General features: G+C 60.2%; 13 protein-coding genes. 9 read left to right on the forward strand and 4 right to left on the reverse strand.

Annotated elements, in window-relative coordinates; all coding sequences use genetic code 11:
- The first annotated feature begins 82 nt into the window (after positions 1-82).
- Both AC1DIG_RS08335 and AC1DIG_RS08340 read left to right on the forward strand, forming a co-directional pair.
- Complete coding sequence (locus AC1DIG_RS08335; protein ID WP_477766908.1) at positions 83-1,210, forward strand: acyl-CoA dehydrogenase; 1,128 nt, start codon at positions 83-85, stop codon at positions 1,208-1,210.
- A 14-nt stretch (positions 1,211-1,224) separates the two neighbouring features.
- Entirely contained in the window at positions 1,225-1,998 is a 774-nt protein-coding gene (locus AC1DIG_RS08340; protein ID WP_103316480.1) for an enoyl-CoA hydratase, read from the forward strand.
- A 126-nt stretch (positions 1,999-2,124) separates the two neighbouring features.
- Here the strand turns inward: AC1DIG_RS08340 and AC1DIG_RS08345 are convergent, their stop codons facing one another.
- Positions 2,125-3,276: an acyl-CoA dehydrogenase family protein gene (locus AC1DIG_RS08345; RefSeq protein ID WP_477766909.1), complete on the reverse strand. Its 1,152-nt coding sequence runs from the start codon at positions 3,274-3,276 to the stop codon at positions 2,125-2,127.
- A 3-nt stretch (positions 3,277-3,279) separates the two neighbouring features.
- Positions 3,280-4,386: an enoyl-CoA hydratase/isomerase family protein gene (locus AC1DIG_RS08350; protein WP_477766910.1), complete on the reverse strand. Its 1,107-nt coding sequence runs from the start codon at positions 4,384-4,386 to the stop codon at positions 3,280-3,282.
- Between the two features lie 458 nt (positions 4,387-4,844).
- Between AC1DIG_RS08350 and AC1DIG_RS08355 the strand changes: the two genes are divergently transcribed.
- The 7 genes from AC1DIG_RS08355 (at position 4,845) to astA (ending at position 10,775) form a co-directional block, all read left to right on the forward strand.
- Positions 4,845-5,624 carry a transporter substrate-binding domain-containing protein gene (locus AC1DIG_RS08355; RefSeq protein WP_054597486.1) on the forward strand — a complete coding sequence of 260 codons (780 nt, stop codon included), beginning with the start codon at positions 4,845-4,847 and terminating at the stop codon, positions 5,622-5,624.
- 39 nt (positions 5,625-5,663) lie between these two features.
- Positions 5,664-6,425 (forward strand): ABC transporter permease, encoded by a 762-nt coding sequence (locus tag AC1DIG_RS08360; protein ID WP_054597485.1) that lies wholly within the window; start codon positions 5,664-5,666, stop codon positions 6,423-6,425.
- A complete protein-coding gene (locus tag AC1DIG_RS08365) occupies positions 6,422-7,132 on the forward strand; it encodes an ABC transporter permease (RefSeq protein WP_103316471.1) in 711 nt (236 codons plus the stop codon). Before AC1DIG_RS08360 ends, AC1DIG_RS08365 begins: the two co-directional genes overlap by 4 nt.
- 76 nt (positions 7,133-7,208) lie before the next feature.
- Positions 7,209-7,970 (forward strand): ABC transporter ATP-binding protein, encoded by a 762-nt coding sequence (locus AC1DIG_RS08370; RefSeq protein ID WP_054597483.1) that lies wholly within the window; start codon positions 7,209-7,211, stop codon positions 7,968-7,970.
- 12 nt (positions 7,971-7,982) lie between these two features.
- On the forward strand, positions 7,983-8,459 hold the full coding sequence (locus tag AC1DIG_RS08375) for an Lrp/AsnC family transcriptional regulator (protein ID WP_054597482.1): 477 nt from the start codon (positions 7,983-7,985) through the stop codon (positions 8,457-8,459).
- 346 nt (positions 8,460-8,805) lie between these two features.
- Entirely contained in the window at positions 8,806-9,741 is a 936-nt protein-coding gene (ctlX, locus tag AC1DIG_RS08380) for a citrulline utilization hydrolase CtlX (protein ID WP_477766911.1), read from the forward strand.
- Entirely contained in the window at positions 9,741-10,775 is a 1,035-nt protein-coding gene (gene astA, locus AC1DIG_RS08385) for an arginine N-succinyltransferase (protein WP_477766912.1), read from the forward strand. The genes ctlX and astA overlap by 1 nt, the downstream gene beginning before the upstream one ends.
- Here the strand turns inward: astA and AC1DIG_RS08390 are convergent.
- A complete protein-coding gene (locus AC1DIG_RS08390; RefSeq protein ID WP_477766913.1) occupies positions 10,772-11,494 on the reverse strand; it encodes an HPP family protein in 723 nt (240 codons plus the stop codon). The genes astA and AC1DIG_RS08390 overlap by 4 nt on opposite strands.
- A 157-nt stretch (positions 11,495-11,651) precedes the next feature.
- Complete coding sequence (locus tag AC1DIG_RS08395; RefSeq protein ID WP_477767290.1) at positions 11,652-12,827, reverse strand: MFS transporter; 1,176 nt, start codon at positions 12,825-12,827, stop codon at positions 11,652-11,654.
- Positions 12,828-12,851 lie beyond the last annotated feature (24 nt).

Consider the following 12,851-nt stretch of genomic DNA (forward strand, 5'->3'; position numbering starts at 1 on the left):
AATGCTGAATGTGAGTCAGCCATCGCGAGCAAGTTCGCTCCCACAGGTTCTCGCATTCAGGTTTGATTTTTAAGGAATTGGCATGATTCCCAATGACGAACAACTACAGATCAGCGACGCGGCCCGGCAATTCGCCCAGGAACGGCTCAAACCGTTTGCCGCCGAGTGGGATCGCGAGCACCGCTTTCCCAAGGAAGCCATCGGCGAGATGGCCGAACTGGGCTTCTTCGGTATGTTGGTGCCGGAGCAGTGGGGCGGTTGCGACACCGGTTACCTGGCGTACGCCATGGCCCTGGAAGAAATCGCCGCCGGCGATGGTGCCTGCTCGACCATCATGAGCGTGCACAACTCGGTGGGTTGCGTGCCGATCCTCAAGTTCGGCAACGACGATCAGAAAGAGCGCTTCCTCAAGCCGTTGGCCAGCGGTGCGATGCTCGGGGCGTTCGCGCTGACCGAGCCGCAGGCCGGTTCAGACGCCAGCAGCCTGAAAACCCGTGCCCGCCTGAACGGCGATCACTACGTGCTCAACGGCTGCAAACAGTTCATTACCTCGGGGCAAAACGCCGGAGTGGTGATCGTCTTCGCGGTCACCGATCCGAGCGCCGGCAAACGCGGGATCAGCGCCTTTATCGTGCCGACCGATTCACCGGGCTACAAGGTTGCGCGGGTTGAAGACAAGCTCGGCCAGCACGCCTCGGACACCTGCCAGATCCTTTTCGAGGACGTGAAGGTGCCGGTGGCCAATCGGCTGGGCGAGGAGGGCGAAGGCTACAAAATCGCCTTGGCCAACCTTGAAGGCGGACGTGTCGGGATTGCCTCGCAATCGGTCGGCATGGCCCGCGCCGCATTCGAAGCTGCCCGCGATTACGCCCGTGAGCGTGAGAGTTTCGGCAAGGCAATCATCGAGCATCAGGCGGTAGCTTTCCGTTTGGCCGACATGGCCACGCAAATCGCCGTCGCCCGGCAGATGGTGCATTACGCAGCGGCTCTGCGTGACAGCGGCAAACCGGCGCTGGTGGAAGCCTCGATGGCCAAGCTGTTCGCCTCGGAAATGGCCGAAAAGGTCTGCTCGATGGCCTTGCAAACCCTCGGTGGTTACGGTTACCTGAACGACTTCCCGCTGGAGCGGATCTACCGCGATGTGCGGGTTTGTCAGATCTACGAAGGCACCAGCGATATTCAGCGCATGGTCATTTCGCGCAATCTTTGAGAAGGAACGCTTACATGAGCTACGAAACGATTTTGTTGGAAGTCCAGGGCCGCGTGGGTCTGATCACCCTCAACCGCCCGCAAGCCCTGAACGCCTTGAACGCGCAGATTGTCAGCGAGTTGAACCACGCGCTGGACGGTCTGGAAGCCAATCCGGAAATCGGCTGCATCGTGCTGACCGGCTCGAAAAAAGCCTTTGCCGCCGGTGCCGACATCAAGGAAATGGCCGAGCTGACCTACCCGCAGATCTACCTCGACGATCTGTTCAGCGACAGTGACCGGGTGGCCAACCGACGTAAGCCGATCATTGCCGCTGTTGCCGGTTTTGCCTTGGGCGGTGGCTGTGAGTTGGCGCTGATGTGCGACTTCATTCTGGCGGGCGACAACGCCAAGTTCGGCCAGCCGGAAATCAACCTCGGCGTGCTGCCGGGCATGGGCGGCACCCAGCGCCTGACCCGTGCCGTGGGCAAGGCCAAAGCCATGGAAATGTGCCTCAGCGGCCGCTTGATCGACGCGGTGGAAGCAGAACGCTGCGGCATCGTTGCGCGCATCGTGCCGGTGGATGAGCTGCTGGATGAAGCGTTGAAGGTTGCAGCGCTGATCGCCAAGAAGTCCTTGCCGATTGCAATGATGGTCAAGGAAAGCGTCAACCGCGCTTTTGAAGTCAGCCTGTCCGAAGGCGTGCGCTTTGAACGCCGGGTGTTCCATGCGGCGTTTGCCACACAGGATCAGAAAGAAGGCATGGCGGCGTTTATTGCCAAGCGTGAGGCGCAGTTCCAAGGTAAGTAATGCAGCGCCCTCGCGGGCGCTTTCGCGAGCAAGCCCGCTCCCACATTTGATCTCGGGTGTTCACAAATACCGTGTACACCGCCGGACTAATGTGGGAGCGGGCTTGCTCGCGAAGCTTTTAGGGCCTCAAACCAGGTAGTTCTTGAGCTCCCGCGCAATCACCATCCGCTGAATCTCGCTCGATCCTTCGTAAATCTGCGTGATCCGCGCATCGCGGTAGTAGCGTTCCACCGGATAATCTTCCAGATAGCCGTAGCCGCCGTGGATCTGTATCGCGGACGAGCAGACTTTCTCAGCCATCTCCGAGGCAAACAGCTTGGCCTGCGAGGCTTCCGACAGGCATGGCTTGCCGGCGCTGCGCAACCGCGCGGCGTGCAAGATCAGCAAGCGCGCGGCGTTCAGCCGGGTGTGCATGTCGGCGAGCATATTGGCGACGCTCTGGTGCTCGATAATCGGCTTGTCGAACTGCACCCGGTCACGGGCGTAGGCCAGCGCTGCTTCGAAGGCTGCACGGGCGATGCCCAGCGCCTGCGCGGCGATGCCGATACGACCGCCTTCGAGGTTGGACAAGGCAATCGCCAAACCCTTGCCGCGCTCACCCAGCAGATTGGCTTCGGGGATCGTGCAGTTGTTCAGCGTCACCGCGCAGGTGTCGGACGCACGGATACCCATCTTGTGTTCGCTGCGGTCAACAATAAAACCCGGGGTGTCGGTCGGCACCAGAAACGCCGACAAACCTTTCTTGCCCAGGTCCGGATCGGTCACGGCAAACACAATCGCCAGTTTGGCCCGTCGACCGTTGCTGACGAACTGCTTGGCGCCATTGATCACCCACCGACCGTCGCGCAGTTCGGCGCGGGTGCGCAGGTTGTGCGCCTCGGAACCGGCTTGCGGCTCGGTCAGGCAGAAGCAGCCGATGGCCTGCCCGTTGGCCAGATCCGCCAGCCAGGTCTGTTTCTGTTCATCAGTGCCATAGTTGAGAACCGGCCCGCAGCCCACCGAATTGTGGATGCTCATCAGGGCGCCGGTGGCACCGTCGCCGGCAGAAATCTCTTCCACCGCCAGCGCGTAGGCCACGTAGTCGACGTAAGTGCCGCCCCATTCCTCGGGAACCACCATGCCGAGCAAACCCAGTTCGCCCATCTTGGCCACCAGCGCATCATCGATCCAGCCGGCTTTTTCCCAGGCCTGGGCGTGAGGGGCGATTTCGCCGCGGGCAAAATCCCGGGCCATGTCGCGGATCATCACTTGTTCTTCGGTCAATTCGATATCGTGCATGGCTCAGCTCCCGCTCTGGTCAAAACCGCTGAAGAAGCTCGCAACGTGTTTGGCGTCCAGCGCCTGCACGGTCGGAGGGTTCCAGCGTGGGCTCTTGTCTTTGTCGATCAGCAAGGCGCGGACGCCTTCGATCAGGTCGCCGCGTTCGAACCACTGGCGATCGAGGTGCAGTTCGAGGGCGAAGCAGTTTTCCAGGCTCAACTGACGGCCGCGACGCAGCATCTCTAACGTTACACCCATGGCCAGCGGTGAACGACTGTCGAGTAAATCGGCAGTGGTCATTGCCCAGTCGTGGCTGTCGGCAATCGTGACGTCGCGCAGTTGCTCAACGATGCTCGGCACATCCGGCAGGGCGAAGAAGTGGTCGATCGTTGGCCGCAGTGCCTGTAACGGTGCGTCGGGCAGTTGCTGTACCGCGAGTTTTGCCAGCAGGCCTTGCAGGTCCTTTAGCGGGGTGTCGTGCCACTGGAGGCTGTCGAGGCGTTGATCCAGTTCGGCAAGTTTCTGGCTTTCCAGGTACCAATCCGCCAACCCGCAATACAGCGCATCGGCGGCGCGAATCTGCACACCACTGACCCCAAGGTAGATGCCCAGTTCGCCGGGAATCCGTGGCAGGAAGTAGCTGCCGCCAACGTCCGGGAAATAACCGATCGCCACTTCCGGCATCGCCAGGCGGCTGCGTTCGGTGACGACTCGCAGGTCTGCGCCTTGCACCAGGCCCATGCCGCCGCCGAGGACGAAACCGTCCATCAACGCCAGCACCGGTTTGCGGTAATGGTGGATCGCCAGGTCGAGGGCGTATTCCTCGACGAAGAAGTCTTCATGCAGGGTGTCGCCGCTTTTGAAACTGTCGTACAGCGAGCGGATATCGCCACCGGCGCAGAAGGCTTTTTCGCCAGCCCCGCGCAGCACCACGGCGTGGACGTGCGGGTCTTTCGACCAGGCATCGAGTTGTCGGTGCAGGCTGCGGACCATGTCCAGGGTAATGGCGTTGAGGCCGGCGGGGCGATTGAGGGTCAGGTGGCCAATGTGGTTGCGGACCTCGGCCAGCACGTCGTTGGCGCTGGCATCAATGCCGTGGGTCGCCTGGGATGAAACCTGAGCAGTCATCACTAACTCCCTGCTTTTATTGTTCTTTATAGAAGTGTTCGCGCGCGAACGATGCCGGATCGTAGCAGTGCAAATTTGCGATGTACAACCCGGATAGATGCAGGTCCGGTCTGCATTTTTGTAATGCCTGCACACTGATTCATCGCATAAACGCCCTGATAGGGCATTCACGACAGAATCGGCTGTGAAAATGCCGACATCAGCACAAGCGAGCTGTCTGCGACGGCCCTTTCGACACCTCGGCACAATCGTCTGTTGGCATTCTGGCCTTCCATTCGAAGCCGTCTGCGCCAAGGGTTTCAGGGTGGGGTGTGGCCGGCCTTTGGCGGTGCACCGAACACAAACAATAAGAACGCTGCTGCGGCAGACGCCGCATCGACTCTCTGTTCCTGCCCATAAAGGCGCCCAGGCATTCGTGCCCGGTCGCGATAATTCCAATCAAATCGGGACTTATGAAGATGAAAACCCAATGGCTGACGTTGCCTGTACTCGCGATGCTGTTCTGCTCGGCCGGTGCTAGCGCCAAAGAGTGGACCGAACTGCGCTTTGGCACCAACCCAAGCTACCCGCCGTTTGAGTCGACCACCGCCGACGGTGGCGTGCAAGGCTTTGGCGTGGACCTGGGCAACGCGATCTGCGCCGAACTGAAGCTCAAGTGTGTGTGGGTCAGCAATGACTTCGACGGGCTGATTCCTGCGCTCAAGGCCGGCAAGTTCGACGCCATCGAATCGTCGATGACCGTCACCGACGCCCGCAAGAAGCAGATCGATTTTACCGACCGTCTGTATGCCGGGCCGACGGCCATCGTCACCCGCAAGGATTCGGGGCTTGAGCCCACCGCCGAGTCGCTCAAGGGCAAGACCATTGGTTTCATGCAAGGCACCATTCAGGAAACCTATGCCAGGGCCAAACTGGCGCCGGGCGGGGTGAAACTGCGCGCCTATCAGAACCAGGATCAGGTCTACGCCGATCTGGTTTACGGCCGCCTCGACGCCTCGATCCAGGACAAGCTGCAAGCGCAGATGAGCTTCCTTGAGTCGCCACAAGGCGCCCCATTCAAGAACAGCCAAGGCATCAGTGATCCGCTGGTGCCGGCGGATATCGCCATCGGTGTACGCAAGGACAACGACGAGCTCAAAGGCATGTTGAATACCGCCATCAAGGCCCTGCACGAGAAGGGCATCTACGCGCAGATCCAGAAGAAATACTTCGGCGATCTGGACCTCTACAACAACTGATCAGCGCACCTGAGGCATTGGGCCGTGGTTCACGACCCAATGCCTCGCTGTGGTGCTTCAAGACAGGTGACTTGCGTGAATACCTTCCTCAATGCTCTGGGCCTGGATCTCTCGGCCCTGCAAGGCTATGGCCCACTGTTGCTGCACGGCACCTGGGTGACCCTGAAACTCTCGGCGCTATCGCTGCTGGTCAGTATGCTGCTGGGCCTGCTCGGTGCGGCGGCCAAGCTTTCGCCGCTGCGGCTGCTGAACTTGCCGGCAACCTTTTACACCACGCTGATTCGCGGTGTACCGGACCTGGTGTTGATGCTGCTGATCTTCTACAGCCTGCAAGGCTGGCTGAGCAGCCTGACCGAGTTCATGCAATGGCCGTACATGGAAATCGACCCGTTCGTGGCCGGTATCGTGACCCTGGGCTTTATCTACGGCGCGTATTTCACCGAGACCTTTCGTGGCGCGATCCTCAGTGTTCCTCGGGGGCAACAGGAGGCTGGTGCGTCGTTTGGCCTGAGCCGTTGGCAGCGGTTTTACTGCGTGGTGTTCCCGCAGATGATGCGCTTTGCCTTGCCGAGTCTGGGCAACAACTGGCTGGTGCTGCTCAAGGCTACGGCGCTGGTGTCGATCATCGGCTTGTCGGACCTGGTCAAGGTCGCGCAGGAGGCCGGCAAAAGCACCTTCAACATGCTGGATTTTCTGTTGCTGGCGGCAGCGCTGTACCTGCTGATCACCAGCGCTTCGAACTATGTCTTGCGCGTGCTTGAACGGCGCTACAACCAGGGCGTGCGAGGGATGACGCGATGATCGAATTGATCTCCGAGTACTGGAAACCGTTCCTGTTCAGTGACGGCTACAACTTCACCGGTTTGGCCATGACCTTATGGCTGCTGGTGGTGAGCATCGTGCTCGGCTTCTGCCTGTCGCTGCCGCTGGCCATCCTGCGTACGTCGCGCTGGGGGCTTTTGCGCTGGCCGGTGCAATTGTTTACCTATGTATTTCGTGGCACGCCGCTGTATATCCAGTTGCTGATTTGCTACAGCGGGATTTACGGCATCGCGGTGGTCCGCTCGCAGCCGCTGCTGGAAGCGTTCTTTCGCGATGCGATGAACTGCACCTTGCTGGCGTTCACCCTCAACACTTGCGCCTACACCGTCGAGATCTTCGCCGGGGCGATCCGCAGCATTCCCTACGGTGAAATCGAAGCCGCCCATGCCTATGGCCTGAGTGGCTGGCGTTTGTATGTGAAGTTGATTCTGCCTTCGGCGTTGCGTCGGGCGCTGCCTTACTACAGCAACGAAGTGATCCTGATGCTGCACGCCACGTCGGTGGCGTTCACCGCGACCATTCCGGACATCCTCAAGGTCGCCCGGGACGCGAATGCCGCGACCTTCATGACCTTCCAGGCCTTCGGTATCGCCGGGCTGCTGTACCTCGCGCTGTCATTTGGCCTGGTCGGCGCGTTTCGTCTCGCAGAGAAGCGCTGGCTGAATTTCCTCGGGCCGGCTCACTGAGATCCGGAACCGGCTTTTTTCCTCCCTCTTTCTGTCCAGAACGCTGTCGCCAACGGCAGCGCTCCAGGAGTGTTGCATGTACAAACTGACCGTTGAAAATCTGTATAAACGCTTTGGTGACAACGAAGTGCTCAAGGGCGTCTCGTTGAATGCCCGCGCCGGTGATGTCGTGAGCATGATTGGCGCCAGTGGCTCCGGCAAAAGCACTATGCTGCGCTGTATCAACTTCCTTGAGCGGGCGGATGAAGGCGCCATCGAGCTGGACGGCGAGCGGATCGTCACCCGCCAGGCGCCCGGCGGCATGCGGGTTGCCAACCCGGCACAGTTGCAGCGCTTGCGCACGCGGCTGGCGATGGTGTTTCAGCACTTCAACCTGTGGAGTCATCTGACGGTGCTGGAGAACATCATGCTGGCGCCGTGCAAAGTCCTGGGTGTCAGCCGCAAGGACGCTGAAGTCAGCGCTCGGGCGTATCTGGACAAGGTTGGTCTGCCGCAACGCGTGGCCGAGCAATACCCGGCATTCCTGTCCGGCGGCCAGCAGCAACGGGTGGCGATTGCCCGGGCGTTGGCGGTGGAGCCGCAGATTCTGTTGTTCGACGAGCCGACTTCGGCCCTCGATCCGGAGCTGGTGGGTGAAGTATTGAAGGTGATTCAGGCGTTGGCTGAAGAAGGCCGGACCATGTTGATGGTGACCCATGAAATGGGCTTTGCCCGGCAGGTGTCCAGCCAGGTGCTGTTCCTGCATCAAGGCCGGGTCGAGGAGCAGGGCGATGCAACAATTCTCGACCAGCCCAAAAGCGAGCGTTTACAGCAATTTTTATCGGGCCGTTTGAAGTGAGGCAAGACGTACATGGCGGACATCCGCGATATGTCGATCGTGCTTGATCGTATAGATCAGGCAATCATTGAGGTGCTGCGCCACGAAGGGCGCATCACCTATCAGAAGCTTTCCGAGCGCGTGCACCTGACACCAAGGCCATGCCTTGAGCGGGTGCGCAAGCTTGAACAGCTCGGCGTCATTCGTGGCTACGGGGCGATTCTCGACGAGAAAAAACTGACCCCCGGTCTGTCGCTGCTGGTGCTGGTGGCGCTGTCGAACCAGAGTGGGCGCGCCGCACAGAAAGCGTTTGAAGCCAAGGTCCGCGCCTGTCCGCAGGTGCTGGAGTGCCAATTGATCAGCGGCGCCTTCGACTACAGCCTGCGGATGCGCTGTCGCGACATGGAACACTACCGGGTATTGACCGAAGTCTGGTTCGACGACCCGGACCTGCACATCGACAAACTGGTCAGCCACCCTGAGCTGGCAATGGTCAAAACCTCGACGTAATCACACGACCCTTCTCGTTCCCACGCAGACGATCAAAGGGCCGCACCGCAGTTCCGTAGCAGCTGGCGCAGCCTGCGTTCGGCTGCGCAGCAGTCGTAAAACCATACTCTGCGGAGTTTCAGGCTCACCGAGTTGTCAGCATTTACGAGCGCTGCGCACTCGAACGCAGGCTGCGCCAGCTGCTACGGTAATCATCGTTTTCAGACGATTTATCACGCCCACCAAATCGGCTGCATGCCACCCCGTATTCAGCCATTTTCAGCACCAACTCCCTCCTTATCAGCCGGGTTTTTCCGGCGTCGAATCAGACAATGAGCACCTCTCAACCCTCATTGATTCTGTGCCCATGCAAACCACCAATACCGTTTTGATGATTCGCCCGACACGTTTCTCCTTCAACCAGGACACGGCCGCCAACAACCGTTTCCAGCGTCCGGCAGCGGCGGCCGAGGACGTACAACTCAAGGCCCTGCAAGAGTTCGACGGTTATGTCGCAGCCCTGCGTGAGCACGGCGTTGAAGTCATGGTGCACAACGACAGCGAAGCACCGCACACCCCGGACTCGATCTTTCCGAACAATTGGTGGAGCAGCCATCCCGACGGCACGCTCGTGCTGTACCCGATGCAGGGCCACAACCGCCGTCTTGAACGCGACAAAGGCGTGCTCGACTGGCTGCGCGATGCTTACCGTGTCGAGCAATTGCTCGACCTCTCCGGCCTTGAGCAGCAGGAAGTGTTCCTCGAGGGCACCGGCAGCATGGTCCTCGATCGTGAACAGCGGATTTGCTACGCCGGCTACTCGACCCGTACCCATGCCAAAGCGCTGGATCAGGTGGTTGAACACCTCGGTTATGAACTCTGCGCGTTCAACGCGGTGGACCGTCACGGCGTGGCGATCTATCACACCAACGTGATGATGAGCGTCGGCACGAAGCTCGCGGTGGTGTGCCTGGAATCGATCAGCGACCTGGATGAACGCAATGCACTGCGCTCACGTCTGGAGCGCAGCGGCAAGCAAGTCTTGGCCCTGAGCTTCGATCAACTGGAGTCGTTCGCCGGCAACATGCTTGAAGTGCACAACGCTACTGGCGAGCCGTTGCTGGTGATGTCGCGCACGGCCTGGCGGTCACTGCATGCCGACCAGTGCCGGATGGTCGAAGCGTATGCCAAACCTCTACCCGTGAACATCGACACCATCGAGCGGATCGGCGGCGGCAGTGCGCGCTGCATGCTCGCGGAAGTCTATCTGCCTAAACGCGTGAGCCCACAGGAGCAGCATTGATGATCGTCCGTCCTGCAACAATGAATGACCTGCCGGCGTTGCTGGCCCTGGCCCACAGCGCCGGCGCCGGTTTGACTACCTTGCCGGCCGATGCCGGGCGTTTGCGTCAGCGCCTGGAATGGGCCGAGAAAACCTTCGCCGGTGAAGCCGAACGAGCTGATGCCGATTACTTGTTCGTGCTGGAGGCCGACAACGGCGAAGCCGTCGGTATCTGCGCCTTGGCCGGTGCGGTTGGGCTGCGTGAGCCTTGGTACAACTACCGGATGGGGCTGTTCGTCGCCGCGTCGAAAAATCTCGGGATCAATCAGCAATTGCCCACGTTGTTTCTCGGTAATGACATGACCGGGCAATCGGAACTCTGTTCGTTGTTCCTGCACGCCGGTCATCGCAGCGGTCTGAATGGTCGTTTGCTGTCCAAGGCGCGGTTTCTGTTTCTCGCCGAATTCCGCCAGTACTTTGGCGACAAAGTGATCGCCGAGATGCGCGGTTACTCCGACGAACACGGCGTCTCGCCGTTCTGGGAAGGGCTGGGCCGACATTTCTTCAAGATGGATTTTGCCGACGCCGACTACCTCACCGGGCTGGGCAACAAGACCTTCATTGCCGAGCTGATGCCCAAGTTTCCGCTACCGACCTGTTTGCTGCCCGAGGCTGCGCGGGCGACGATCGGCCGGGTTCATCCCAACACCGAGCCGGCGCTGGGGATGCTCAAGGCGGAAGGGTTCGAGCACAAGGACTACATCGATATCTTTGACGGCGGCCCGTTGATCGAGTGCGCCACCGGCGACATCCGCGCGGTGCGTGACAGCCAGGTATTGCAGCTGAGTATTGGCACACCGGGAGAGCAGGCGGCGGTCTACCTGATTCACAACCGCCAGTTCGCCGATTGCCGGATTACCGCCGCGCCGGCGCGGGTCGCCGCCGGGACCTTGATTGTTGATGCGCAAACCGCCAAGACAATGGGCTTGAGTGCCGGTGCTTCGGTGCGCGCGGTGAGCCTGGCAGTGCCAGCGCGGCAGCAGTCGGCGGCCTAGTGGTTTAGTGGCTCAGGCCGAGTGCCGAACACTTCGCCGATGCTGCGGCGTTTAGCGTGCAGCTCGCTGGCGTGGATCAACTGCTCGAGGTCCTCGGGCGTGACGTCGAAGAACTCTTGCATATCGGCCAGGGCCAGCTTGAGGTCTTCGGCGGTAATCGCCAGGACGTCTGTGGGCGGATGATCGGCGGGCACCACCGCGACCGGCTCGCTGTGGCTCTTGGGGTAACGGATCCGCGTCAGGTTGTTATAGACCAGGGCGCTGAGCAGCATGCTCGTCGCGGCGAGCATCACCGGCCCGAGTTCGCGCCATTCCATCGCGATGGTCGCCGGGTCCGCCACCACCAGCAGCAACGCCAACGCGCCCGCCGGCGGGTGCAGGCAACGCAGCCAGCACATCAGAATCAGCGCCATGCCAGCCGCCAGACAGGCACTGCCCAGCGTGCGCCCAAGCACATGGGCTACCAGCAGCGACACCACCGCTGCACACAAATAGCCGCCGAGAATCGACCACGGCTGCGCCAGCGCGCCGGAAGACACGGCGAACAGCAATACCGCCGAAGCGCCCAACGGCCCGATCAAGTGCAAGGCCACGTCCATCCCGTACACCTGGGCACAAAGCCAGACACTCAGCAGTGTGCCCAGCGACATGCCGATGGCGGCACGGCTCCATTCAGAGGGGCGGGTGTTGACGGCAGCGGGTATCCAGCGAGCGAGCATAACGAAAACGATCCAGTGGCAAAGAACGGGCAAAAAGAAGGGCTTGTCTGGATCACCAGAAAGCCCTTTAAGTGTTCCAACATTTGGGGGAGGAACCGGCACAGTGTGCCGATCTATCTCACCCCTGACAAATTCATATTAATGAGCCTTCAGTGCATTAATTTTGAAGTGTGGCGACACGCCGACCGCTAAGGAAACACAGCAATCCGCCCATGGCCGTCAATGCACTGAGGGCATAAAACATCGTCGCCGGTGCCGTGTGGGTCAGCAAAAACCCGCAAATCACCGGGCTCGCCGCACCGCCCAACGCCGCCAGGTTCTGCGCGCCATAGTAGCTACCGCGCAGTTCTTCCGGAGCCAGGGTGTCGACGAACAGGAACTCCGCCGGGTAGATGATCATTTCGCCGAGGGTGAAGACAAACATCGCCAGGCACCACTGGACCAGGTTCTGCGCGAAGCTGAAGCCGATCAATCCGAGGATGAACAGGCTGCTGCCGATAACAATCCAGTAACGCAGCTGTTCGCGTTTAAGGAATCGGCCGATCTGGTACTGCAAGAGAATCACGCTGATCGCGTTGCAGGCGAGGATCGCTGCCATGGTTTGCAGGGCAATGTGCTCGTTTTGCGTCACCAGCAGGTATTGCGACAAGTACAGGGTGAAACGCCCGTGAACCACAGTGCTGAGGAGGCAACCGCAGGTGAACATGATCAGTGTGCGGTCGTTCTTCAGGGTCACCAGGGTTTTCAGAAAGCTTTGTGGCTGGCCAACAGTGGCGTCGTTGGCCGATCCGGGAATCCCTCTCATCAGGAAGGTACTGAAAAAAGCGATGCCACCAGCAATCAGGAACGGTGCCAATGGCTGCACGCCAGCGATCACCACCCCGAGCATCGGGCCGGTGGCATAGCCAATGTTGGTCAGGGTGTAACGCAATGAAAAGGCCTTGGCCCGCTGGCCCATCGGCAGGTTCTCACTGAGGATCGCTTTGGAGCCGATCAGAAACAGCGCCGAAGCGGTTTCGGTAATGACCAGCGTCAGCGTGGTCAGGTAAAGGTTGTGGGCGAAGGTCAGCAAGACGAAGCCGATAGAACTGGAGAGCATCGCCAGAATCAGCAACCGGCGTTTTTCCAGACGGTCGATGATGTAGCCGCCATACAACGCGAGCAGGGTGGCGATGAACACCGCGATGCCCAACAGCAGGCCAACGTCCTGTTGATTCAGGCCCAGCTTGTTGCTGAGGAATAGTGTCAGCAGCGGGCTGGTGATGGCGCGGCTGACGACGATGGTCAGCGAACAGATCATCAAGCGGCGAATAACGAGCGAGTAAGTGGCCACGGTGGTGCGAATGTCCTTATTCAG

This window comes from Pseudomonas sp. 05N431, from assembly GCF_056397005.1.

What these genes read in the sequence shown, in the direction of transcription:
- AC1DIG_RS08335 (WP_477766908.1), top strand. Translation starts at nt 83, where the DNA reads ATGATTCCCAATGACGAACAACTACAGATCAGCGACGCGGCCCGGCAA.
- AC1DIG_RS08340 (WP_103316480.1), top strand. Translation starts at nt 1,225, where the DNA reads ATGAGCTACGAAACGATTTTGTTGGAAGTCCAGGGCCGCGTGGGTCTG.
- AC1DIG_RS08345 (WP_477766909.1), bottom strand. Translation starts at nt 3,276, where the DNA reads ATGCACGATATCGAATTGACCGAAGAACAAGTGATGATCCGCGACATG.
- AC1DIG_RS08350 (WP_477766910.1), bottom strand. Translation starts at nt 4,386, where the DNA reads ATGACTGCTCAGGTTTCATCCCAGGCGACCCACGGCATTGATGCCAGC.
- AC1DIG_RS08355 (WP_054597486.1), top strand. Translation starts at nt 4,845, where the DNA reads ATGAAAACCCAATGGCTGACGTTGCCTGTACTCGCGATGCTGTTCTGC.
- AC1DIG_RS08360 (WP_054597485.1), top strand. Translation starts at nt 5,664, where the DNA reads ATGCCTCGCTGTGGTGCTTCAAGACAGGTGACTTGCGTGAATACCTTC.
- AC1DIG_RS08365 (WP_103316471.1), top strand. Translation starts at nt 6,422, where the DNA reads ATGATCGAATTGATCTCCGAGTACTGGAAACCGTTCCTGTTCAGTGAC.
- AC1DIG_RS08370 (WP_054597483.1), top strand. Translation starts at nt 7,209, where the DNA reads ATGTACAAACTGACCGTTGAAAATCTGTATAAACGCTTTGGTGACAAC.
- AC1DIG_RS08375 (WP_054597482.1), top strand. Translation starts at nt 7,983, where the DNA reads ATGGCGGACATCCGCGATATGTCGATCGTGCTTGATCGTATAGATCAG.
- ctlX (WP_477766911.1), top strand. Translation starts at nt 8,806, where the DNA reads ATGCAAACCACCAATACCGTTTTGATGATTCGCCCGACACGTTTCTCC.
- astA (WP_477766912.1), top strand. Translation starts at nt 9,741, where the DNA reads ATGATCGTCCGTCCTGCAACAATGAATGACCTGCCGGCGTTGCTGGCC.
- AC1DIG_RS08390 (WP_477766913.1), bottom strand. Translation starts at nt 11,494, where the DNA reads ATGCTCGCTCGCTGGATACCCGCTGCCGTCAACACCCGCCCCTCTGAA.